The following is a 21,808-nucleotide window of genomic DNA, read 5'->3' as shown; positions in this document are numbered from 1 at the left end:
GCCCTCTTCGTCGCATCGGCTTAGCCCATGGCGATGACCATGGAGGCCGCCTCGCCGCTAATCGCGCTCGTCGAAATGACGAGCGGTATCGATCCCGACGCCAATCTGGCGACGATGGACCGCGCGCTGGCGGCCGCTGCGACGGCGGGCGCGGTCATGGCCTTTTTCCCCGAAATGTCGGTGCTGCTCGACCGCGACCGCGCTCGGTCGGCGGGACATGTAGCGCGCGAGGCCGACAGTCCCTGGCTGCCCGCGCTCCAGGCGATGGCCCGCCGCCACGGGCTGTGGATTCATACCGGATCGATGCCGTTCCTGAGCGACGACGGCGGTCGCCGCGTCAATCGCAGCCATGTCATCGCCGCCGACGGTACGATCGCCGCCGCCTATGACAAGATCCACATGTTCGACGTCGCACTGCCCTCGGGCGAAAGCTGGAGCGAATCGTCGAGCTATGCCGGCGGCGAATCGCTGGTCGTCGTCGAGACGCCGGTGGGCATGCTGGGCCTGAGCATCTGCTACGACCTGCGCTTCCCCGAACTGTATCGCGCACTGGTCGAGCGCGGCGCGAGCGTGATCGCGATCCCCGCCGCCTTCACCGCCTCGACCGGCGCGGCGCATTGGCACGTCCTGCTCCGCGCGCGCGCGATCGAGACCGGGTGCCATGTCGTCGCGGCGGCGCAGGCCGGCACGCATGCGGACGGGCGATCGACCTATGGCCATAGCCTGGCGGTCGGGCCGTGGGGTGAATTGCTCGGCGAAAGCATGGCGACCGGGCGGCCCGCCGCAGACTTCCAGCTCGTCGTCGCGCCGATCGATCCCGCGACGACCGACAGCGCCCGCCAGTCGATCCCGCTCGCGCGTTCGCGTGCCAATCGCCGCCCCGCGCTCTGACCCCGCCTAATCCGGCGCGTTTCGCCTGCCGGTTCTTCAGACGCACAAAAGGCCCCGAGCGAAACTCGGAGCCCCTTGAAGCTTGAACGACTAGGCCGAATTACGGGCTGGTCGGGGTATCGCTGTTGTTGCCGGCTGCAATCACAACGCCGCCGATGATGGCGAGCAGTGCGAGGAGGGCGATGATCCAGCTGCTGCCTTCAAGTTCGCTCTGGCCGTCGACGGCCGAAACGGCGCTGACGTCGTCAAACGACACCGACGAAATGGCGGGTGCAGCCGAAGCCGCCACCGGTGCTGCAATCATCGAAGTCGCGGCGAGGGAGATCGCTGCTTTCTTGAGGAAGTTCATCGTTTTCTCCATCCACTGGAATTTTGATCTTCTCGAATCGAGCCTGAGAATCACATCCCGAACTCGTTTCCGCCCCGCCCTTCTATGCATCGCTGCCAGATATTGCAAGGCGTTTTGCCGTACTGCAGCATTTCTTATGAATCTGCTAAATAGAGAAAAAGTTGTCCAAAAGGCCCAGCCTACCCGCGACGCACCCGTTCGAAGGGTTCGCTGGTCACGGGATAGCCCAGATGTCCGGGGATGCAGAGGTGCGACTCCCCTTCGCGTTCCTCGATCCATGGCGTCACCAATTCGACCGGATGCGCGGCAGCATGAGCCGAAAATGCGGCGAAATCATCGGCCTGCGCCAGCTTTTCGAGATTACGGCGAGTCGGGAAGATGATCGACACCTCACCGCGATCGGCCATCGCCAGCGTTTCGCGCGCGCCGGCCCAGAAAATATGGCTGTGTTCGGCCTCCTCGACGGTCAGTTCATGACCGTGCGCGGGCGCCTCGACCGCAAAGAAGCGGGTGTCGAAGGTACGCGCTTCCTTGAAATTGGGGCACCAGCGCGCGAAGGGCACCAGCGCATCGAGCGCGAGTCGGTCGCCGCGTTCGTCGAGGATTTCGGAAAGCAGCCGTTCGGCGAGCAGCGCCTGCCGTACCGCGGGAACATCCGCGTCGGCCAGCGCGGGCCAGCCCACCGCGAGTCCCGTTTCCTCGAGCGTTTCGCGCAAGGCCGCAACGCGACCGGCACCATCGGCGTCGCTGTCGCCATAGCCGTGGCGGCTGGCGACAAGATAGTCGTCGGGGTCGATCCGGCCGCCGGGAAACACCACCGCACCCGCCGCGAAGGCCATATTTGCGGCACGCTTGACCATCAATATCTCGTCGGGGCCACCGTCATCGGACGGCCGCATGATGACGAGGGTGGCGGCGGGAATCGCGCCGTCGGGCAGTTTGTTTGCATCGCTCATTATCACCGGCGATAATCCTCTCGATCCTTGTTGTCATCCGGCATTGCCCACGCCGGGGGCTGCGTGCAAGATGGCAATCGCCCGGCGCCTTGCGTCGGCGGCGGGAGAAGGGCCGATGGGCATCGTCGAGATACTGGGCGTCGCAGGCAGCCTCAGCCTGCTCGCGGGCTGGCGGCTCTACCTCACCATCCTTGCCACCGGCGTGGCGATGCATTTCGGCTGGCTGCCCCTGCCCGACCATCTGCAATCCTTGCAGATCTTGGCCAATCCGTGGGTCCTCGGAGTCGCGTTGGTGGGCACCATCGCGGAATTCCTCGCCGACAAGATCGCATGGGTCGATTCGATCTGGGACGGCGTGCACAGTTTTATCCGTCCGCTCGGCGGGGCACTGCTGGCGCTGGCGCTCGTCGACAGTTCGGATCCGGCATGGCAGGTTGTCGCCTTCCTGCTCGGCGGCGGCGGCGCGCTGCTCAGTCACGGCGCCAAGGCGACGACGCGCGCGGTGGTCAACGTCAGCCCCGAACCGTTCAGCAATGTTGCAGTGTCGACCGGAGAGGATGTCGCGACCGGCGGACTGCTCGCGCTCGCCATCGCCTATCCGCCGATCGCGATCGTCATCGCGGTGCTGATGTTCGTCGCTGCGGTGATCGTGATCATCGCGCTGCGCCGCCTGCTCCGCAACATCAAGGCGACGCTGAAGCGAACGCTGGGAGATGAACCGGTGAGCGAATTACCGCCCGCCTGATCAGGCGGGCAGCAGCGCCTTCAGCGGTGTCTCGACATCGGCAAGCTGCTCAGCCGTAGCCTGCAGGCCTGCGGTGACCAGCATCCGACCCTGGACATAATCTTTGGTCGCGTTGACGCAGTCGAGCGCGATCACCCTGCCCTGACGCAGATAAACGACCGAGAAGCTGCGGCTGGCGATATCGCCGCGCAGCACCGTCTGGTCGTGGCCCGTCGACAGGCCCGCGGTCTGGAGCTTCAAATCATATTGGTTCGACCAGAACCAGGGGATCGCGTGATAGCGCGCCTCGTCGCCGCAGATGCCCTTGGCGACGACATTGGCCTGGTCGTTGGCATTCTGCACCGATTCCAGCCGGATGACCGCACCCTCAGCAAAGTCGTTCTCATGCGCGGCGCAGTCGCCGATCGCGTAGATATCGGGCAGACTGGTCTTGCAGTGATGGTCGACGAGCACGCCGTTGCCGCCATGCGCGCCCGCCGCGATCAGCGGCGCGACTGCGGGAACGATGCCGATGCCAACGATGACGAGGTCGGCAAGAATGACCTCGCCGGTGCCGAGCCGAACGCCGGTCGCATGGCTGTCGCCCTCAATCGCCGCGACCTGCACGCCGAGGCGGAGGTCGACGCCATGATCGCGATGTTCCTTTTCATAAAAGCGCGACAGATCCTCGCCCGCGACGCGCGCGAGCACGCGGTCGAGCGCTTCGAGCAGCACGACGGGCTTGCCCGCCTTGCGCAGCACCGCCGCGGCTTCAAGCCCTATGTAGCCGCCGCCGATGACGACGATCTGCTTCGCGGTTTCGGACGCCGCTTTCATCGCGTCGGCATCGGCGCGGGTCCGTACGCCCTGCACGCCGGGCAGGTCGCCGCCGGGGATCGGCAGCATCCGGGGACTGCCGCCGGTCGCCCAGACGAGCTTGCCATAGGCGATCGTCTCGCCGCCGTCGGTGGTGACGCTGTGCGCCACCGGATCGACCGACACGACGCGCTTGTTCAGCAGCATCGTGACCTCGCGTTCGTCCCAATATTTGGCGGGACGGATCTGGATGCGTTCGAATTCCTTTTCGCCGGCGAAATATTCCTTCGACAGCGGCGGACGTTCATAGGGAAGTTCGGGCTCGTCGCCGATGATCGCGATGCTACCTTCGAACTTCTGCGTGCGCAGCGATACCGCGACCTGCGCGCCGCCATGCCCCGCCCCCACGATCACCACGTCGAACCGCATCGCCAAATCTCTCCCGCATAGGTTTATGCGAGAATGTCCCTTGCACGCAGGGCGAGGCGAGGCAAGCGGCGGCGAGGCCAGGGCGGAATAGAAATTCTTGGGGTCCAGATGCCGCTAGGGCAAGCGGGCATAATTCTCGAACCAGGGCGCCATACGGCGGCACGCCTCCTCGATCTCGGCGGTCGACACCGCGAAGCTCAATCGCATGAAGCGCGATCCGTCGACCGGATCGAAATCGACGCCCGGCGCCGTCGCGACGGCGGTGTCGACCAGCAATTGCCGGCAGAAAGCAATGCTGTCGTCGGTCAGATGCCCGATGTCGGCATAGATATAAAAGGCGCCGTCGGGCGGCGCGATCCGCCGCAGCCCCATCGCGGGCAGCCGACCCAGCAGCAGTTCGCGGTTGCGCTTATAGGTGGCGAGATGCCCTTCCAGTTCATCCCTTTCATCGAAGGCGACCAGCCCCGCATGCTGGGCGAGGCTGGGCGGAGTCAGGAACAGATTGCCCATCCGCGCGCGCGCCGCGTCGATCTGGTCGGGCGGCACCACCAGCCAGCCGAGCCGCCAGCCCGCCATGCTGTAATATTTGGAGAAGCTGTTGACGATGAAGGCGTCCGGCGCCTCGCACAGCATCGACGGCACCGGCCCGACATAGGACAGGCCGTGATAGATTTCGTCGGAGATGATGCGGATGTTCCGCCGCCGGCAGACTTCGGCGATGGTGGCCATTTCCGCCGCCTCGATCACCGTCCCGGTCGGGTTGGCCGGGCTGGCGACAATCAGCCCCTCGGGCGCCGGATCGAGCGCCGCGACAGCCGCGGCGGTCAGCTGAAAACGCTCTTCCTCGCCGCAGCCGATCTCGACCGGCACCATATGCAGCGCGCGCAGCGTGTTACGATAGGCGACATAGCCCGGCCGGGCGAGCGCGACGCGGGCGCCGGGCGCGAAGGCGCAGGTCAGCGCGAGGACGAAGGCGGGTGAGGCGCCGCAGGTCAGGATAACCTGCTCGGCATCGACCGCAACGCCATGCGCGTCGCGATAATAGCGCGCGATGCGCGCCTTGAGCGCCGGGCTTTCCCAATAGCCCATGCCGTCCTGCGCCAGCACCTCCTGCGCGCGCGCCACCGCGGCGACGGGGGCGCCGGTCGAGGGCTGGCCGAACTCCATATGGATTACCGGATCGCCCGCCGCCGCCATCTGGTGCGCGAGGCGGCTGATCGAGATGGCGTAGAAGGGATCGACGGTTGCGGTCATGTTGGGCCTGCTATGCGGTTCGGTCGCCGGTTGCTAGCCCTTGGGACCGTGAACCGGCGGCCTTTGGTGGGCGAGCTTTTCCTCGAGATAGCCCGTGCCCCGGCGAAAGCCGGGGTCCAGGGCGGCCGGAAGCCGCCGTCACGCTATCACGCTCTGGGCCCCGGCCTTCGCCGGGGATCAGGCTGGATATTTCCGGCCTTTCCTCATTTCCCCTGCGCTGCGAGCACGCGCAATATATTGCCGCTCCACATCTTCTCGATATCGGCATCTGAATAGCCTGCGGCCTTCAGGCGCTCGCTGACCTTGGGCAGCGCCGAGATATCCTCGATGCCTTTGAGGCCGCCGCCTCCGTCCCAGTCGGCGCCGAAGCAGATATGGTCGACGCCCCCGACTTCAATCGCGCGCAGGACCATCTTCATATAGGCCTCGAAATCGGCGGCCCACATCTGCTCTTTCTTGTCGAGTTCGCGCCAGCGGCGGGTGAGGTCGGCCTGCTCGGCGGGCGACAATTCGCCGATCCTCTCGTACTGGCCGAACAGTTCGGCGCGCGCGGGCGTCATGTTCATCTCCGACAGGAAGATCGTCGAGATGCACATCGCGCCACCCTTCGCGGCAAGCGCCTTCAGCCGCGCCTCGTCGAGGTTGCGCGGATGATCGTGCGCCGAGCGCAGGCTCGAATGCGAGAGCAGGATCGGATATTTCGACAGCGCGAGAATCTGGTCGAAGGTCGCGTCGGACGAATGACTGGCGTCGATGACGATGCCAAGGCGGTTCATTTCCGCGACCCATTTTTTGCCGAGCGGGCTGAGGCCGTTCCAGCGCGGCTTGTCGGTGGCGCTGTCGGCGAACTGGTTGTTCTTCGAATGCACCGGCCCCGCGAGCCGCACGCCCTTTTTGTAGAATTCATCGAGCAATGTCAGGTCTTCGCCGAGCGGATAGCTGTTCTCCATCGACTTGAAGGCGATCAGCTTGCCCGCCTTGTCGAGCCGGCGCGCATCGACGACAGTAAGCGCGGGGCTGATCGCGTCGGCGTGTTTGGCGATCGTTGCGTCGATCAGGTCGGATCGCTTGCGCGCAAAGGCGAGCGCATCGGCATAGCCCTTGGCATCGAGCGGCCCCTGTTCGATGTAGATCGCGAAAAAGCCGCCATCGAGATTGCCGTCCTTCATGCGCGGGATGTCGAGTTGCGACAGGTCGGTCGCGAGGCTGTGGCGGTCGGCGAAGCTCCACTCCGCCCGATCGAAATGGAGCGGGGTGTCGAGATGGGTGTCGAGCACGAGCATCCGGCTGTGCAGCGGCCGCTCATCGGTCGCGCCCTTTTCCTTGGTCGCCGTGCAGCCCGCCAGCGCGGTGGCGGTCATCAACAGAACAAGGCGCTTCACTTCGCCCCCTCCACCGGCTTCAGGGCGAGATCGTGATAATCCCAGCTGAAGTCGGCGATCTTGCTCACCGCCTTCATCGTCACGCCCGTCACCTTGCCGTCAGCGTCGAGCGCGAAGGTGACGTATGCGGGCTCGATCGCGGGGTCGTCATATTCGGTGACGAAGCTGTCATACTGCCAATGCTTGAGCCGCCCGATCATGCGCGGGGTCGAGGTGAAGTCGATCGTCAGCCCCTTGGCCGTATTCGCGACGACGATGTCGCCATACCAGGGATCGCGATACCGCCCCGCGTAGCGTGCCGGGTCGAGCGACGGGCCGACCTTCGCGGGCGTCGCCTGCGTCTGTTTCAAATATTCGACGCCGCCCGCGAGCCGCTCCTTGTACCAATCCTGCCATTTGGTGGTCCAGCCATAGTCGGGCTGGTCGAGATAATGATCGATCAGCTTGAAGGTCAGCCCGAGCAGCATCCCGCTTTCCTCGCTGTTCATCATGATCGCGAAGCCGACATTCTTGTCGGGGATCATCACGACGCGGGTGATCGAGCCGAAGACGCCGCCGCTATGCTGGACGATGCGGTGGCCGCGATAATCCTGCACCTGCCAGCCGAGCGCATAAGCCTGCTGCATCGGCTGCGCGGGTTTGAGCGCCGCGGGCAGTTCGGTGATCGGCATCGGCGTCACCGGCTTCCACATCTCGGCGGCCTGCGCCGCGCTGAACAGCGCTTTGCCGTTCGGCAACGCGCCGTGCGCGAGCTGGATCTTGAGCCACGCCGCCATGTCGTCTGCGCTCATGGCAAGGCCGCCGGCGGGCGCGCCGTTGCGACCGAGTTCGTCGCGCTCGTCGAGCGCCTGCTGGTCGCCCAACCCGCGCAGCGGCCCGTTCAGCCGCGCGTGCGGCCACGACCGGTTCGCGATGCGGAAGCGATCCTCGCTGTCGCTGGTCGCATTCTTCATGCCGCCGGGACGCAGCACGCGATCGCGCATGAAGGCTTCCCAGGTCTGGCCGCTGACCTCCTCGATCAGCTGGCCGGCGACGGCATAGAGGATATTGTCATAAGCGTAGGACGAGCGGAAACTCGTCTGGGGTTTGAGGTAGGCGACGCGCTCGACGGTCTGCTTGCGCGTGAGGTTGGTGCGCGGCACGAACATCAGGTCGCCCTGCCCCAGCCCCAGCCCGCTGCGATGGACGAGCAGGTCCCGGATCGTGATCTCGCGCGTCACCCACGCGTCGTACATGCGGAACCACGGCATATGCTTGATCACCGGGTCGTCCCACGCGATCTTGCCTTCGTCGACGAGGATCGCGAGCGCGGCGGCGGTCATCGCCTTGCCGGTCGATCCGGTCTGGAAAATCGTCTGGCCATCGACCTGCCCGCGCTCGCCGAGTTTGCGCTCGCCCCAGCCGCGCGACAGCGTCGTCTTGCCATCCTCGACGATCGCGATCGACACGCCGGTGGCGCCGATCTCCTTGCGCAGCGCCTCGACGCTTTCGGCGATATCCTTTGGCGGTTCTGCCCAAGCCGGCATCGCGGCGGTGGCGAGCAACGCAAAGGCCAATAAACGGACGTGTTTCATGACACGGTCTCCATGGGGGGAATGGGGGAAGGACGTAGCAGGCGCCAGACGCCGATGGTCAGCAACGGCGCGACAAAGACGGCGAGGAACAGCCATGCGAGGAAGCGGTAGCCGCTGGCGATCAGGTCGACGAGGCCGATGCGCCCCGCGACGAAGATGCAGCCGGCGAGGATCACCGCACCGATGATCGCACGCGCACCGGGGGTTAGCGCGGGCCGGCCACGACTCTCGACCGCGCCCGAAATGCGTTCGTTGATCGCATGGACCGCGCCGGCGCCGCTTTCTAGCAGCGCCGCGAAGATCATCACCTGAAAGATCACGTGAAAGCCCGGCACGGTCATCTGGCGAAGCAGGAAATCGGACGGCAGCGTCTCGGCGCCGATCGCGGGATAGAAAGCCATCATCGCGACGAAAAAGAGGATCGCGGGCAGCATCGACAGCGGCCCCGCGATCAGCCCCGCGACCACCGCGTCGCGCTGGCTGGTCAAATGGCGCAGCACCGGCAGGATCACCACCGCGCCGACGATATTATAGCTCGCGTAAGTGAGGCCGCCCGCCATCCAGTTGCCCGACGGCGGCGGCGCGCTCGCGAAACCCTGCCCGATCAGCCCGCCGAAACTGGCGAGCGCGATGACGAGGAACAGGCCGTAGACGGTGTAGAGCAGGATCGAGACATATTTGAACATCTGCTCGACGACACCCGTGCCCCATGCGACCACCGCGGTGATCGACACGCCGAGCAGCAGCGACCCCAGCCATTCGGGCCAACCAAAGGTCGCGGCGCCGATCGCCCCCGCCGCCGCGCCGAACACCGCGAGAATCAGGATGACGAAGATCAGATAGGCAATCTCGAACGCGATCCAGCCGGGACCGAGAAGCCCCTGGAAGAAGGCGCGATAGTCATAGGCGCCGAGCTTGCGCGCGAGCGCGAAGGTCACCGCCGCGACGAGGCTCCAGATCAAGGTCGCGAGCAGCATCGCGGCCAGTCCGCCCCACGGCCCAGCGGGCACAAAATATTCGGCGAGCTCGCGCCCAGTGGCATAGCCGCCGCCGATGATCACCGCCTTCAACGCAAAACCCGGGAGCAGGAAGCGCTGGAACCAGCTCGACGTCCCGGCTGGTTCGGCGGCGCTCATGCGAGGCAGCTGTCCACGAGCGCGGCGAAGGCCGCGCCGCCGCGGATCGGGTCGGCGACCGGCAGCCCGAGCCGCCGGCTTTCGGCCGCCATCAAGGCTTCGGCCTCATCGGTCCCCAGGCTCGAGGTATTGAGGCTGATCCCGCCGCAGCGGATCGCCGGGTTGGTCCGGCTGCCGAGGCGGATTGTCAGGTCGATGACCTCCTCGACCGTTGGCAGCGCAAAGCTTTCCATGCCGAGGATCACCGTGCGCGACGGATCGTGGCAGACGACGAACACATCAGGTTGGCTGCCATGGAGCAGGCCGAGCGACACCGCGGCATAGGCGGGGTTGAAGATCGACCCCTGCCCCTCGATCAGGTCCCAATGGTCGGCGGGCGCGTCAGGGCTGAGGATTTCGGCGGCGCCTGCTTCGAAGTCCGACACCACGGCGTCCATCGGGATGCCACCGCCCGCGATCATGATGCCGGTCTGGCCGGTCGCGCGGAAATCGGCGTCGAGCCCGCGCTCGACAAAGGCGCGGTGCAGCGCGAGCGCAGTGTATTTCTTACCGAGCGCGCAGTCGGTGCCGACGGTGAGCAGCCTTTTGCCTGTCCGCTTGCGCCCGGTGCCGATCGGGATGTCCGACGGCGGGGTGCGCACGTCGATCAGCCGCTGCCCGGTGCGCCGCGCCGCCTCGGCCAGCACGGGCACGTTCGCCAGCCGGACGTGCAGCCCGCTGATGATGTCGAGTCCCGCCTCCATCGCGTCGATTAGGATCGCGACCCAGCTTTCGCCGATCACCCCGCCCTGGTTGGCGACCCCGATCACCAGCGACCGCGCGCCCGCCGCCCTGGCCGCTGCGGGGTCGAGCCGCGGCAGGCCGGTGGTGACGGTGCAACCGGCGGCCGAAAATTCGCCGACGCAGCGGTCCGCCGCCCAGTCGGCGAGCCCGAAGGCGGTCTTCGCAAAGCTCGCCTCGGTGGTGTCGCCGAGGAACAGCAGATAGGGCTGCGGCAGGGTCAATCGGTCGGACAGGCGTCCGGTAGGGGCGTTCATTTGGTTCACTCCGGTCGCGTCAGAAAGACAGGTCGAGCGCAACGCCGATCGTCCGCGGCTGCAGCGGCGAAATGGCGAGGAAGCTGGGCCGGTTGAGTCCGTCGGCCATCGTCGATCGCGCCATCTCCCCCTTGTTGTCGAGCAGGTTACGCGCATAGGCGCGCAGCGTCCAATGGTCGCTGAAGGTCAGCGACGCATTGAGATCGACCGACGTATAGGGTTTGGCGAGCGCGGTCAGCGGATCGCTCTCCACCAGCGAAAAGCGGTTTCCGGCATGGCGGACGCCGGCACCGAAGCTGCCCTTGGTGCCGCCGCCGAGCTCGAATTCATAATCGGCGCGCAGCGCACCGCTGAACTTCGGCACCGCCGGCAGGCGGTCGCCGTCGACGCCGCTGATTTCGGGAACATCCTCGCTGAGCGTCGCGTCGGTATAGCTGCCCGTCGCGGTGATCGTAAGGCCCGGCGCGGGGCGCAGCAACATCGAACCTTCGATGCCCTTGCTCGTCGCCTTGCCCCCATTCGCGCCGCCCGACACGCCGCCAAAGGCGCGCACGACCTGAATGTCGGTCCAGTCCATCCAGAAGAGCGCGACATCGACCGACACCAGGCGGTCGGCGAAATCGGCCTTCAACCCGAGCTCGTAATTCTTCATCCGGTCGGCATCGACCGTCGGCGGCACATTGGGCACGATGACGTTCGGGCCGCCCGGGCGATAGCCGGTGGCGACGCGGGCATAGAGCATCGCATCGTCGTTGATGTGGAATTGCGGGCTGATCGAGTAAGTGAAGACATTCTCCGCCGATTCACCCGGATCGTTCGCCTGTGGCACGATCGCGCCCGAGCTGATCTGGCGGAAGGTCTGTTCGTTGCGTGCCCAGCGCAGGCCACCGGTAATTTCGAACTGGTCGGAGAAGCGGAAGGTCGCGTTGGCGAAGGCGGCATATTCCTTGTACGTCGCGGGCAGGCCGACGATGGCGAGCGGATCGAGCGGCGCGATCGGGTTGCCGGCCATGTCGAACGACCGGACGAGCTGGGAATTGCTGGTCGTTTCGTCGGTAAAGAAGCCGCCGATCAACCATTCGAAGCGCCCGCCACCCGGCGAGGCGAGACGCAGCTCCTGCGTCCATTTTTCCAGCCCGAGATCGAGGTAGAAGGGCGTGATGCCGGGTGCGATCGCGCCGCCGGTGAGCAGCGGGAACAGCACGCCAAAGGCATAGCTCGCATCCTGGACCTGTCGGCTCTGCGTCTTGCTGTAGGTCGTCGCCGAGGTCAGCGACGCGGCGCCGAAATCATAGTCGAGCGTGGCCGAATAATAGTCGAGGTCGATGTCGTAGGATTCGGGGACATAATTGTTGAACGAACGCCCGTCGCCGAGCCGGTTGACGGCGAGGTCGGCAGCGTAAAGGCCGTTGCCGTCCGAATCGAGCGACTGCCAGATGCCCGCGAGCTTGACGCTGAATTCGGGAGTCGGTTGCCACAATAGCGCGACGCGGCCGCCGCGCTGTTCATAGTCGTTCTGATCCTTGAGCGCGGCATTGTTGACGCTGTCGACCCAGCCCGGCGTCTTGCGCCAGGCGAAGCTCGCCGACATCGCGAGCCGGTCGGTGACGATCGGGACATTGACCATCGCCTGCGCCCCCCAGCCGAGTCCGTCGCCGCCCTTGATCGCGAAACCCTCGACCCCGGCGCGCACCTTGAACGCGCTGGTGTCGGGCTGGACGGTGACATATTTGACCAGCCCGCCGATCGAGCTGGCGCCATAGAGCGTACCCTGCGGCCCCTTGAGCACTTCGATACGCTGGAGGTCATAGGGCATCAGGTCGATGGTGAACGCCCCCGCGCGGTTGTAGATCGCGCTCGATCCGACCGGCGCCTCGTCGAGATAGATACCGACCGTCTGCGCCGAGTTGAGCGGTGCGACGCCGCGCAGCGTGATCGTGGTCTGGCCCGGAGTGCCGCTGTTCGACACCTGCATGCCAGGGACGAAGCCCGCATAATCGACGAGCGACGCCGCGCCCTGTTCCTGCAGCGCCTCGCCATCGACGACGCTGATCGAGATCGGCACGTCCTGGACATTCTGGACGCGCTTCTGTGCGGTGACGACGATTTCGCCCGCCGCTTCCACGGCGCCGGCTTCCTGCGCCGCTGCCGGCATCGCGGCCATCAGTGCGGCCATGCTTCCTGCGATAAAGAGACCCTGTTTCATCGTCTTACCCCCAGACTTGCGCGAGCAGGCGGCGGAAATTGCCCCCCAGCACCGCGGTGATGTTTTCGTTGGAATAGCCCCGGCGGATCAGTTCCTCGGTCAGGTCGAAGACCTTGAGCGGATGGTCGAAGCCGTCGATGTCGATCTTGTCGCGAAAGCCGTAGCTCGCCTTGTAGCCCTGCTTGAGCAGCGCATATTCGTCCGGCGCCATATCGTCATAGCCGTTGAGATCGGCGTCCGAGCCGATGCCGACATGCTCGATGCCGGTCAGCTTCGCGACATGGTCGATATGGTCGGCCATATGCCCGACGTTGGTCGGGTCGGTCAGCCGCACGAACATCCGCACCCCGGTGATGCCCATCACCCCGCCCTTCGCGGCGAGCGCCTTGATCGCGGCATCGGTCTTGACGCGCGGATGGTCGACCAGCGCGCGGGCGTTGCTGTGGGTGATCGCGATCGGACCCTTGGCGATGTCGATCGCGTCGAGCGTCGTCTTGTCGCCGCAATGCGAGACATCGATCAGCATCTTCGTCTTTTCCATCTCGGCGATGATCGCGGCACCATAGTCGCTGACCCCGCCATCGACGCGCTCGGTGCTGCCCGACCCGATCATGTTCTGGCTGTTATAGGTAAGCTGCGCGCAGCGCAGACCGAGGCGGCGGAAGGTCGCGACGTCCTCGATCTTTTCGAACTGCTCGGCGTTCTGGATGCCCATGATGACGGCGCATTTCCGGTCGACCTTAGCACGGTCGAGGTCGTCCACGGTGTCGACGAGGGTGAAGACATGGCTGTTGCGCCCGGCAAAGCCCTGCCAGCCGGCGAGGAACTCCAGCCCCTGCGCGCGGGCGTCGGGCCCGCCGAGGCCATAGGCGTTGTGGAAACCGGTGATGCTGCTCGCCCGGAACTCCGCTGCCTCCGCATCGGTCAGGCGATGCGCGACATAGTCGGGCGACATGGTGATCTTGAGCGGGGCAAGCATGTCGATGACGAGCGACGACGCGACCAGGTCGACGGCGCGGCGCGAATAGCTGCGCCCTGGCGCGGCGGCAAAGGCGAAGGCGCTCCGGCCGATCATCGGCGCGGACAAAGCGGTGCCCACCGCGCCGGCGACGAGTGCGCGGCGCGTCAGCGGGAATGACGTCTTCATTCCACCCTCCAACTCACGAAATTTACAATTTCAAGACTATTGTCCTAATCAGAGAATTGTCAACCCAAATAGGACATCCTCACCGTCTAACCCCAAATTTCTTCCGGACAATGGATCCGCCCGCCCGCGTAACGCACCCCCGGATCGCGATCGGTCGCGAGGAAGGTCGGGCCGTCGAGATCGACGATGTCGCACAGCTGGCCAAGGACGAACGACGGCGCCATCGACAGGCTGCTGCCCATCATATTGCCGACCATCACGTCGAGACCGAGCAGCTTTGCCTGCCGCGCGATCGCCAGCCCCTCGGTCAGCCCGCCGCATTTATCGAGCTTGATGTTCACCACATCGAAGCGGCCGACGAGCGACGCGGTATCGGCGAGCGTCACCGCGCTCTCGTCGGCGACGAAAGGCAGCGGCCGCTTCAATCCGTCGAGATCGGCTTCACGCCCGCGCGCAAGCGGCTGTTCAAGCTGCGCGACGCCATTCGCAACCAGAACCGGCAGCAACTCGCGCAGCGTCGCGATGCTATAGCCCTGATTGGCATCGACGCCGATCCAGGCGTCCGGCCGCGCGGCGCGGATCGCTTCAACGCGCGCGATGTCCTCGCCCAGATCGCCGGTCAGCTTGACCTTGACCGGCGCCTCCGGATCGAGCGCCAGCGCGGCGCGCGCCATCGTCCCCGGCGCGTCGGCACCAAGCGTCAGCGTCGAAAGCAGCGGCTGCGGCGCCGCCAGCCCGGCGAGGTCCCACACCGGTCTGCCCGCCTGTTTCGCCTCGAGCTCCCAGAAGGCGCAGTCGAGCGCGTTGCGCGCGCCGCCTGCGGGGAGCAGAGGCTGAAGCTCCTCGCGCGTCGCGCCGGCCTCGATCGCCGCGCGGACGCGCTGCGCCTCGCCCAGCATATGGTCGATATCGTCGCCGAGATAATAGACCCCCGCCCCCTCGCCGCGCCCGGCGTGGGTTCCGTCGGAAAGCTCGGCGACGAGCAGAGCGGTTTCGGTGAAGACATGCCCCGAAATGCGGAACGGCTGGTGGTAGGGAAAGCGCTCGACCCGAAGGTCGAGCGCCAGCTTCTGCTTGCCCATCGTCGTCATCAATACACCATGTTGAAGCCATAGAGGTGGAAGGCGAGCGTCACCCAGACGAGCGGGAGCGCCGCCAGCACGAGCAGCACCGCGCCCAGCTTCATCGTCCAGCGGCGCTTGCCCTTGATGCTCTGTCCCAGATGCCACACCGCGGTGATCAGCAGGCCGATGGTGGCGAGCGGCGTCAGGATGCGCAGCAGGTGGATCAGCCAGTCGAGCGGTCCGCCGATGCTGCCGATATCGGCCGAGAAGGCCATTATCAGCCCGATCCAGCCCGCCAGTGCGCCAAGCACCAGCCAGGCAAAGAGCCGCGACAGGCGGTAGGCGCGGCGCGCCTTGCCTTCGAGCGCGAAGTCGGCCTTGAAGCTGCGCCGGACCAGCGCGCGCACCGGCCAGGCCAGTGCCGCGAGCAGGACGATGCCGAGCGCGAAGACCAGCGCCGGATTGAGCCAGGCGGCATTGGTGCCGGCCGGCGCGGGCTCGAACACCATGAACGGCGATCCCGCATCGAGGCTCCAGCGTGTGACGCGGCCGTCCTTGACCTCCGCCGCAAGACGCTCACCTGTGCCCGTGTCGCGCCACACGAACGGTGCGACCTCGACCCAGTCGCGCGCGCCGGCGCCAAGACCGTCGAGCGCCGGGAGGCTGATCTTGCCATCCTCGGTCAACCCGATCTGCGCCTGTCCGAGCAGCCCGAACAGGCTGAAGAAATTGGTGAAGCTGCCGCGGCTGCTGACATAATGGCCGACCATCAGTTGCGCGTGCGCCGCGGCGGTCTTGGCATCGACGGTGCCGGGTTTTTCGGTGCCGGGCAGATAGCGGTCGGCGAATTTGTGGAACAGCGCGCTACGCACCGCGCCGGCATCGCCAGCCTGACCGGGGCTGTTCATCGAGATATAGACGCCGATGTCGGCATCGGGGACCAGCCACAGATAGGAGTGGAACCAGACGGTGTCGCCGCCATGCGCGATCGCGCGGTGGCCGTTGACCCATTGTTCGTAGAAACCGAGCGCCATGCTGTTGAGCGGGCCGACACCAGGAGCCTTATAATTGTGCATCATCGCCGTGGTTTCGGGCTTGAGCAGCCCGGCACCATCATTGAGATGCGCGATCATGAACTTGCCCATGTCGGCGCCCGATGCCGACAGGCTGCCCGCCGGCGCCGGGATAACGATCTCGAACGGCTCGGCCTTTTGCGTGACGTTCGGATAACCCTTCGACATATGCGGCACGAGCGCCGCGGGGAGCGGCTGGCGGAACGACGAATGCGCCATGCCGAGCGGCGTGAAGATATGCTTTTCGATATAGGAGTCGAAATCCTCGCCGCTGACCCGTTCGACGATATAGCCCGCAAGCGCGGTCGCGTAGTTCGAATAAGCGGGGGTCGTGCCGGGGGCGAAGACGCGGTCGGGCAGCGCCAGCGGCATCTGTTTCTTGAGCGTCATCACCGCCTTGGGATCGCTGCTGATCAGGTAGCGCACCGATTCCTGGAAACCCGCGGTGTGCGTCATGATGTTGCGCAGCGTGATCGGCTTGCCCTGATAGGGCGGAATCTTGAAATCGAGATAGGCGTTGACGTCCTTGTCGAGGTCGAGCTTGCCCGCCTCGACCTGCTGCATCACCGCGGTCCAGGTGAACAGCTTCGACACCGAACCCGGACGGAACAACGTCGTCTCGGGCAGCACCGGCGCGCGCTTGGCGACGTCGGCGAAGCCATAGCCCTTCTCCAGCACGACCTGACCGTCTTTCACGACGACGACGACCGCGCCGGGGATTCGCGCACGTTCAAGCGCATAGGGCAGGTATCCATCGAGCCAGGCTTCGAGGTCGGCGCGATCGAGCGCGACCGGCGCGGCGGCGGTTTTCACGGCCGGCGGCGCGGGCGCCGCGACTTTCTTGGCGGGCGGCGCGACCGCCGGCCCCTGCGCCATCAACGGCACCGCCGCGAGCGCGGCCAGTCCGATCATCAGCTTGCGAACAAAACGCATCGCGACCTCCCTTTTGCTGGCGCCCTCACTTAACCTTGCAGCGAGCCGCGCGACCCCTTACCAAGGGACCAACAACTGTTAGCCCAATAGGGACATAATGATCCTGATTAGAAAATTGTCAAACGGCTTATGGCAACGCTGATGGCGAACCGGACCAAGCCCCCCACGCTGGGCGAGGTGATGCGCGGGATAAGATCGCGGAATCGCTGGACGCTCAAGGAGATGAGCGCCCAGTCGGGCATCCCCGTGTCGACGCTGTCGAAGGTCGAGCACGACCGGCTGACGCTCAGCTATGACAAGCTCCAGCAACTCAGCCAGCGGCTCAACATGCGCATGTCCGACCTGTTCGCCGAGGATTCGGAGGACGCGTCGCCGCGCCCGACCGGCCGCCGCAGCGTCGGCACGATCGACAATGCGGTGCGCGTCACCACCGACAATTACGACTATCACTACCTCTGCACCGACCTGCGCCAGAAGCGCATGATCCCGATCCTGACCCGGATCCGCGCGCACAGCGCGACCGAATTCGGCGAACTCGTCCATCACCAGGGCGAGGAATTCATCTATGTCCTCGAAGGCCGGATGGCGGTGCACACCGAATATTACGACCCGGTGGTGCTCGAGGTCGGCCAGGGCATCTATCTCGATTCGTCGATGGGCCACGCCTATGTCGTCGCCGAAGGATGCGAGGAGGCGCTGGTCCTCGGCGTCTGCTCGAGCGCCGACGACGGGCTGATGGATTCGCTGATGAGCCTGCACGGCGATGGCGAAGGCGGCCTTTGAACGACCCCGAACGTCTCACGCCGATAGGCGCGTTACGCCGCCACCGCGCGCGTAAGGCGCAGGAACGGGCGGCAAAGCGATGAGTGCGCCCCCCAAAACGAGGCTCGAGGTCGCGGCGGAGGAGGAGATGGCGATCCGCGCCGCGGTGCGCGCCGCCGACCTTTCCCTGCTCGGCACCAGATATCATCTGGCGGACACCCGCCATATCGAGGGCCTGATCGCGCTGCTGTCCGACCCCGCCGTCTCCGATCCGATCTATGATCTGCCAAGACCGTTCACCCACGATGTCCTGTCGGCGTGGATTTCCGAGGCGCGCGACAGGCAGGCGCGCGGCGAAGCCATATTGGCGGTCTCGGTCGACGAGCAAGGAGCGGTGGCCGGATATTCCTATTTCACCGTCTGGCCCGAGCGCTCGGCGGCCGAACTCGCCGGGGCGCAACGCGCCGATGGACAAGGTCAGGGTAGAGGAAAAACAGGTGCGGCGCGCAGTTTCGGCTGGATGTTCGACCATCTGGGCGTGCGGTTGATCGGCCTCACCGCGGCCATGGACAATCTGCGGTCGGCACGCGTCATCGAGGCTGCCGGATTCCTGTCGCAGGGCGAAAGACGAAGTGTCCGACCCGACGGATCGATTCGCGTGTCGCGCTATTGGGAGCTCGCGCGCGAACAATGGCGAAGCCGCGGGCAAACGGACGGTTGACCCAGCGCGGCTGACGGCTTCGAGGAGGTCGGCGGCTTGGTTATCACACGACAACGGGATTCGGGGGGATCGGCATGACGGGACGGGACACGCGGACGCGAGGCGGTTTGCCGGCCTCCAGCCGGACACGCCTGGCGATCGCGGCGACGATCGCGGTCGGCGGCTTGCTCGCCATCGCCTGGTATATCGTCAGCGACCGGCAGGAGCCTCAGGCCGCCGCACCGCTCACGATCGATACCGTCGTCACGGCGCCTGCGGTCCTCACCGGCGGCACGTTCAAGCTTCCCGACGGCAGCGGCGTCACGCTGACCGATGGCGCGGTTCTGGAAAACAAGTTCGACGACCAGCAACGCCGCGTCCTTCTCTTCGGCGGTCATGCCCGCTTCGACGTCGCGCACGACGCCGGACGCCCCTTCATCGTCCTCGGAGCCGGCTCGAGAACCACCGCCCTCGGCACGATCTTCGAGGTCGACCTCCGCAACAGCCGCCCGCGCGTGTCGCTGATCGAAGGGGCGATCGAGGTCGCCTCGCGCAATTCCGACCGCAGCGTCCGGTTGCAACCCGGCGAAACCGCCGAGGTCGTCACCTCCGACGTCCGGATCCTGCCTTCGATGCGGTCTGCGGCCGGCCCGGTCGCGATCGACGCCGACAGGATGCCGCTCGGCGATGTCGTCGCCCGCGCCAATACCGTGAACGCCGTGAAAATCCGCCTCACCGAACCCGCGCTCGAAACGATCGAGGTCAGTGGCCGTTTCGATCTTGCCGACCCCGCCGCGCTGGCGCGTGAACTCGCCGCGAAACTCGATCTCGGGGTCGAGATACGCGCCGACGCGATCATCATCGGACCCGCACCCAAAAAACCGGGGAGATAAACGGCCCCCGCCACTTTCCGCGCGACCTGTCGGGCCGCCCATTCTTCGATCGATCGCTCGGGTTGCGGCTGCAATCGGCGGCCATGACCGCTTGAATATTGGCGTTCGGTCAGGACCGGCAAAACCGCCCGATGCGGTCCAACCAGATTCTGCGCGACGATGCTTGTCTTAGCCCCGACGCGCTGATAGAGGCGCCCATCGTTGCCGCTTTAGCTCAGTTGGTAGAGCACNATCCCTGAAAATCTGCGATTCTTGCCCAAACCGGTTGGCAATTGGGGCGCTCAAAAGCGTCCTCCAGCATACGCCCAGCATACGGTGGGGCGGTGATTTTGGGTTATCGGGACGCAAATTTACCTACCGATAGCGCGCAAAAAATCACCAAGCCTCGTGCCCGCTGCGTATGCCAGCAGACGGTGTTTGATATGGTCAGTTGGAACCATCGGGGCCTTATGGCTCTCAAGCGTGGAGTCAAAGATTCGATCCTCCTCGACCCCGAGGGGAACCGCTTGGCTCTCAAAGTTACGAAATCCGCGAAAACGTGGATTTGGCGTGCGCGCGTCGATGGTGCGCCTCGCGTCATCACCCTCGGGCGGTTCCCGGCGCTTAGATTGGCCGACGCTCGGGTTATGGCTCGCAAATTTGTCGTCGATCTTAATGAAGGCAAAGATGTCTATACGCTACATAGTGTTGGCGAAAAGCAGACTTCCCTTTGCGTGAAGCCAGTATCGTTGACCTGTCAGCAAGTTTGGGATCGTTATATCTCCGGCCTTGAAATGGGCAGGAATGTGCACGGAAAAGCCGGGAACAAGCCTAACACCATCGCCTGCAAAAAGGGCGTATGGCGCAGACAGCTTCAAGACAAGATCGGCTCAAGTCCAATCGCCGAGGTCACAGACGATACCCTATTCGACATCGTCCAATCCATCCGCGACAAGGGTGAAATGGCTGCGGCCAATGCTATCGTTTCCTACCTCAAGGCCTTCTTCAAATGGGCCAAAGCGGAGCGACGAGCGACAGGTTTGCGAACCAACCCTGCCGAGGATTTGGCGCTAAGCAGCGCGCGAAAGCGGCAACGTTTCCTTGATGCCAATGAAATTCGCTGGTTGTGGATAGCACTCGATCAACAGCCGCCAATCTGGGCAGACGCTTACAAGCTGGGCCTCCTCACCGGACAGCGCAGGACCGAGATTTTTGGCCTAACCCGTGCCGAAGTTAATCAGGCTGATCGTCACCTTGAATTGTCCGGCGAGCGGATGAAAAACGGTAGGCCGCACATCGTGCCGGTCGGTGATCAAGCTTGGGCAATTGTTGAGAGGCGTCTCGCTCAAACGGAGAGCATGCATCTATTCCCATCGTTCCGCACAGACGACACTTCACGTCATATCTCGGGATTCAGCAGGACGATGGGACGCATTCGCGAAGCGGTAGCCAAACTCGCAGCGAAAGAAGGAGGCGAAGTTCCTCATTGGACATTTCACGACCTTCGACGCACTTTCTCGTCGCATGCGAATGCCATCCGCGATCCTCACGGTAATCGCTTGATCGCAAAGGATCATATTGAGCGCGTGTTGAGCCACGTCATCGGCGGCGTTGAAGGTATCTACGATCGCAACGACTACTACCCTGAAAAGCGTCGTGCTCTAAAGATATGGGAAACTCGGCTCTCAGGCTTCACNTTTCAGGGATATCATGGTGCCGCTTAGAGGACTCGAACCTCTGACCCCATCATTACGAATGATCAGAAGCGCTATTTCTGAAGGCTTCGATCATCGCCAACCCACCTGAATTCCCCGAATTCCACCCTGCCCTGTTGCAGCCTGTTTCCCGATGTCACCCGGAAATGACGACCACCGTATGCTGAGCGTATGCTGGTAGCTCCAATTGGCGGTCCATATCAAGAGCGCGGCAGCACTTTGGGTTCAGTCGATCATAACGCGAGAGGCGCGTGATATTTCGACATGGTCGAAGTCATCCCAGTCGAAGCGCAGCTTGTCGCCCTTCACCTTAGGGAGGGCCTTGCGGTCGATCAGCTTGCCTTGCACCTCGAAAGCGCTGTCGATCTTGACAATCAGCACTTTGCTGAAGTTGCGTTTGAGGTTGAGCGTGATCGTGTCGTTGCGCTTGAACGGGGTGATGGTCTTCACCTCGACGAAGTGATTGCCGAGTTTGCCATCTGACCCTTGTGCATAATTGCGATGCAGTTTGATCCCGTGGGTGATCGCACCATATAGTTCACCCAGATCGCCGTAGACCTGTAAATGGCTGCCGGTGAGGCAGTGATAGTTTTGAGCCACCGAGAGCAGGTCTTGGAAGATCGGCACAAGATCAACATCGAGGTTCGGGAAGCGCGCTTGGAACTCCAACCGTTCGAGATGCGAATTGATCTCGGTCCACGTGATCCATTCACCATCGTCATAGATGGCGTTGTCCTCGTTCCACATGTCGGTCGGGCCATACATCATAATGACCGGACATTATCGCC

Annotated in this window: 18 protein-coding genes and 1 pseudogene; 6 read left to right on the top strand and 13 right to left on the bottom strand. The window is 64.6% G+C overall.

All coding sequences use genetic code 11. From position 1 onward, the window contains the following. Positions 1 to 27: 27 nt before the first annotated feature. The gene (locus ASD67_RS10855; protein ID WP_235535632.1) at positions 28 to 891 is read left to right on the top strand and encodes a carbon-nitrogen hydrolase family protein; all 864 of its coding nucleotides are present in this window, start codon (positions 28 to 30) and stop codon (positions 889 to 891) included. Positions 892 to 991: 100 nt separating this feature from the next. Here the strand turns inward: ASD67_RS10855 and ASD67_RS10850 are convergent, their stop codons facing one another. Together ASD67_RS10850 and ASD67_RS10845 are read right to left on the bottom strand one after the other, a co-directional pair. After that, on the bottom strand, positions 992 to 1,240 hold the full coding sequence (locus ASD67_RS10850) for a hypothetical protein (protein WP_156377663.1): 249 nt from the start codon (positions 1,238 to 1,240) through the stop codon (positions 992 to 994). A gap of 179 nt (positions 1,241 to 1,419) precedes the next feature. Continuing rightward, the gene (locus tag ASD67_RS10845) at positions 1,420 to 2,196 is read right to left on the bottom strand and encodes an NUDIX domain-containing protein (RefSeq protein ID WP_056346731.1); all 777 of its coding nucleotides are present in this window, start codon (positions 2,194 to 2,196) and stop codon (positions 1,420 to 1,422) included. A gap of 115 nt (positions 2,197 to 2,311) precedes the next feature. Between ASD67_RS10845 and ASD67_RS10840 the strand changes: the two genes are divergently transcribed. Further along, positions 2,312 to 2,941 (top strand): DUF4126 domain-containing protein, encoded by a 630-nt coding sequence (locus ASD67_RS10840; protein WP_056346730.1) that lies wholly within the window; start codon positions 2,312 to 2,314, stop codon positions 2,939 to 2,941. On the opposite strand, the gene ASD67_RS10835 is transcribed toward ASD67_RS10840, so the two are convergent. From ASD67_RS10835 to ASD67_RS10790, 10 genes are all read right to left on the bottom strand, one after another. Beyond that, positions 2,942 to 4,165 carry an NAD(P)/FAD-dependent oxidoreductase gene (locus tag ASD67_RS10835; protein WP_056346729.1) on the bottom strand — a complete coding sequence of 408 codons (1,224 nt, stop codon included), beginning with the start codon at positions 4,163 to 4,165 and terminating at the stop codon, positions 2,942 to 2,944. It abuts the gene before it with no gap. A gap of 114 nt (positions 4,166 to 4,279) precedes the next feature. Then, positions 4,280 to 5,419, bottom strand: a complete 1,140-nt coding sequence (locus tag ASD67_RS10830) for an aminotransferase class I/II-fold pyridoxal phosphate-dependent enzyme (RefSeq protein WP_056346724.1) — start codon at positions 5,417 to 5,419, stop codon at positions 4,280 to 4,282. 203 nt (positions 5,420 to 5,622) lie between these two features. Beyond that, positions 5,623 to 6,801 (bottom strand): dipeptidase, encoded by a 1,179-nt coding sequence (locus ASD67_RS10825; protein WP_056346722.1) that lies wholly within the window; start codon positions 6,799 to 6,801, stop codon positions 5,623 to 5,625. Then, positions 6,798 to 8,375 carry a serine hydrolase gene (locus ASD67_RS10820; RefSeq protein WP_056346719.1) on the bottom strand — a complete coding sequence of 526 codons (1,578 nt, stop codon included), beginning with the start codon at positions 8,373 to 8,375 and terminating at the stop codon, positions 6,798 to 6,800. The genes ASD67_RS10825 and ASD67_RS10820 overlap by 4 nt, the downstream gene beginning before the upstream one ends. Continuing rightward, a complete protein-coding gene (locus ASD67_RS10815) occupies positions 8,372 to 9,511 on the bottom strand; it encodes a YkvI family membrane protein (RefSeq protein WP_056346716.1) in 1,140 nt (379 codons plus the stop codon). Before ASD67_RS10815 ends, ASD67_RS10820 begins: the two co-directional genes overlap by 4 nt. Continuing rightward, a complete protein-coding gene (locus ASD67_RS10810; protein ID WP_056346714.1) occupies positions 9,508 to 10,548 on the bottom strand; it encodes a DUF1611 domain-containing protein in 1,041 nt (346 codons plus the stop codon). The genes ASD67_RS10815 and ASD67_RS10810 overlap by 4 nt, the downstream gene beginning before the upstream one ends. A 19-nt stretch (positions 10,549 to 10,567) precedes the next feature. Then, positions 10,568 to 12,724 carry a TonB-dependent receptor gene (locus tag ASD67_RS10805; RefSeq protein ID WP_056346712.1) on the bottom strand — a complete coding sequence of 719 codons (2,157 nt, stop codon included), beginning with the start codon at positions 12,722 to 12,724 and terminating at the stop codon, positions 10,568 to 10,570. A 34-nt stretch (positions 12,725 to 12,758) separates the two neighbouring features. Further along, positions 12,759 to 13,901, bottom strand: coding sequence for a dipeptidase (locus tag ASD67_RS10800; protein ID WP_056346711.1), 1,143 nt, complete (start codon positions 13,899 to 13,901; stop codon positions 12,759 to 12,761). Positions 13,902 to 13,987: 86 nt separating this feature from the next. Then, positions 13,988 to 14,992 carry a dipeptide epimerase gene (locus tag ASD67_RS10795; RefSeq protein ID WP_056346710.1) on the bottom strand — a complete coding sequence of 335 codons (1,005 nt, stop codon included), beginning with the start codon at positions 14,990 to 14,992 and terminating at the stop codon, positions 13,988 to 13,990. Next, positions 14,992 to 16,971, bottom strand: a complete 1,980-nt coding sequence (locus ASD67_RS10790; RefSeq protein ID WP_056346708.1) for a serine hydrolase domain-containing protein — start codon at positions 16,969 to 16,971, stop codon at positions 14,992 to 14,994. Before ASD67_RS10790 ends, ASD67_RS10795 begins: the two co-directional genes overlap by 1 nt. A 141-nt stretch (positions 16,972 to 17,112) precedes the next feature. Here ASD67_RS10790 and ASD67_RS10785 point away from each other — a divergent pair, with 141 nt between their 5' ends. The 4 genes and pseudogenes from ASD67_RS10785 to ASD67_RS24025 form a co-directional block, all read left to right on the top strand. Further along, positions 17,113 to 17,754 carry a helix-turn-helix domain-containing protein gene (locus ASD67_RS10785; protein ID WP_056347305.1) on the top strand — a complete coding sequence of 214 codons (642 nt, stop codon included), beginning with the start codon at positions 17,113 to 17,115 and terminating at the stop codon, positions 17,752 to 17,754. Positions 17,755 to 17,833: 79 nt separating this feature from the next. Continuing rightward, positions 17,834 to 18,454: a GNAT family N-acetyltransferase gene (locus tag ASD67_RS10780; protein WP_082544959.1), complete on the top strand. Its 621-nt coding sequence runs from the start codon at positions 17,834 to 17,836 to the stop codon at positions 18,452 to 18,454. A 74-nt stretch (positions 18,455 to 18,528) separates the two neighbouring features. Beyond that, a complete protein-coding gene (locus ASD67_RS10775) occupies positions 18,529 to 19,326 on the top strand; it encodes a FecR family protein (RefSeq protein WP_082544958.1) in 798 nt (265 codons plus the stop codon). A gap of 422 nt (positions 19,327 to 19,748) precedes the next feature. Then, positions 19,749 to 21,001 (top strand): annotated as a pseudogene (locus ASD67_RS24025) (tyrosine-type recombinase/integrase); the annotation flags it as partial. 244 nt (positions 21,002 to 21,245) lie between these two features. On the opposite strand, the gene ASD67_RS10765 reads toward ASD67_RS24025, so the two are convergent. Continuing rightward, a complete protein-coding gene (locus ASD67_RS10765) occupies positions 21,246 to 21,788 on the bottom strand; it encodes a hypothetical protein (protein WP_327197013.1) in 543 nt (180 codons plus the stop codon). Between the last annotated feature and the right edge of the window lie 20 nt (positions 21,789 to 21,808).

It is taken from the genome of Sphingopyxis sp. Root1497 (assembly GCF_001427085.1).
Classification (GTDB): domain Bacteria; phylum Pseudomonadota; class Alphaproteobacteria; order Sphingomonadales; family Sphingomonadaceae; genus Sphingopyxis.
The sequence above is the reverse complement of the archived record's forward strand: the minus strand, read 5'-3'. Positions and strand labels throughout refer to the sequence as shown.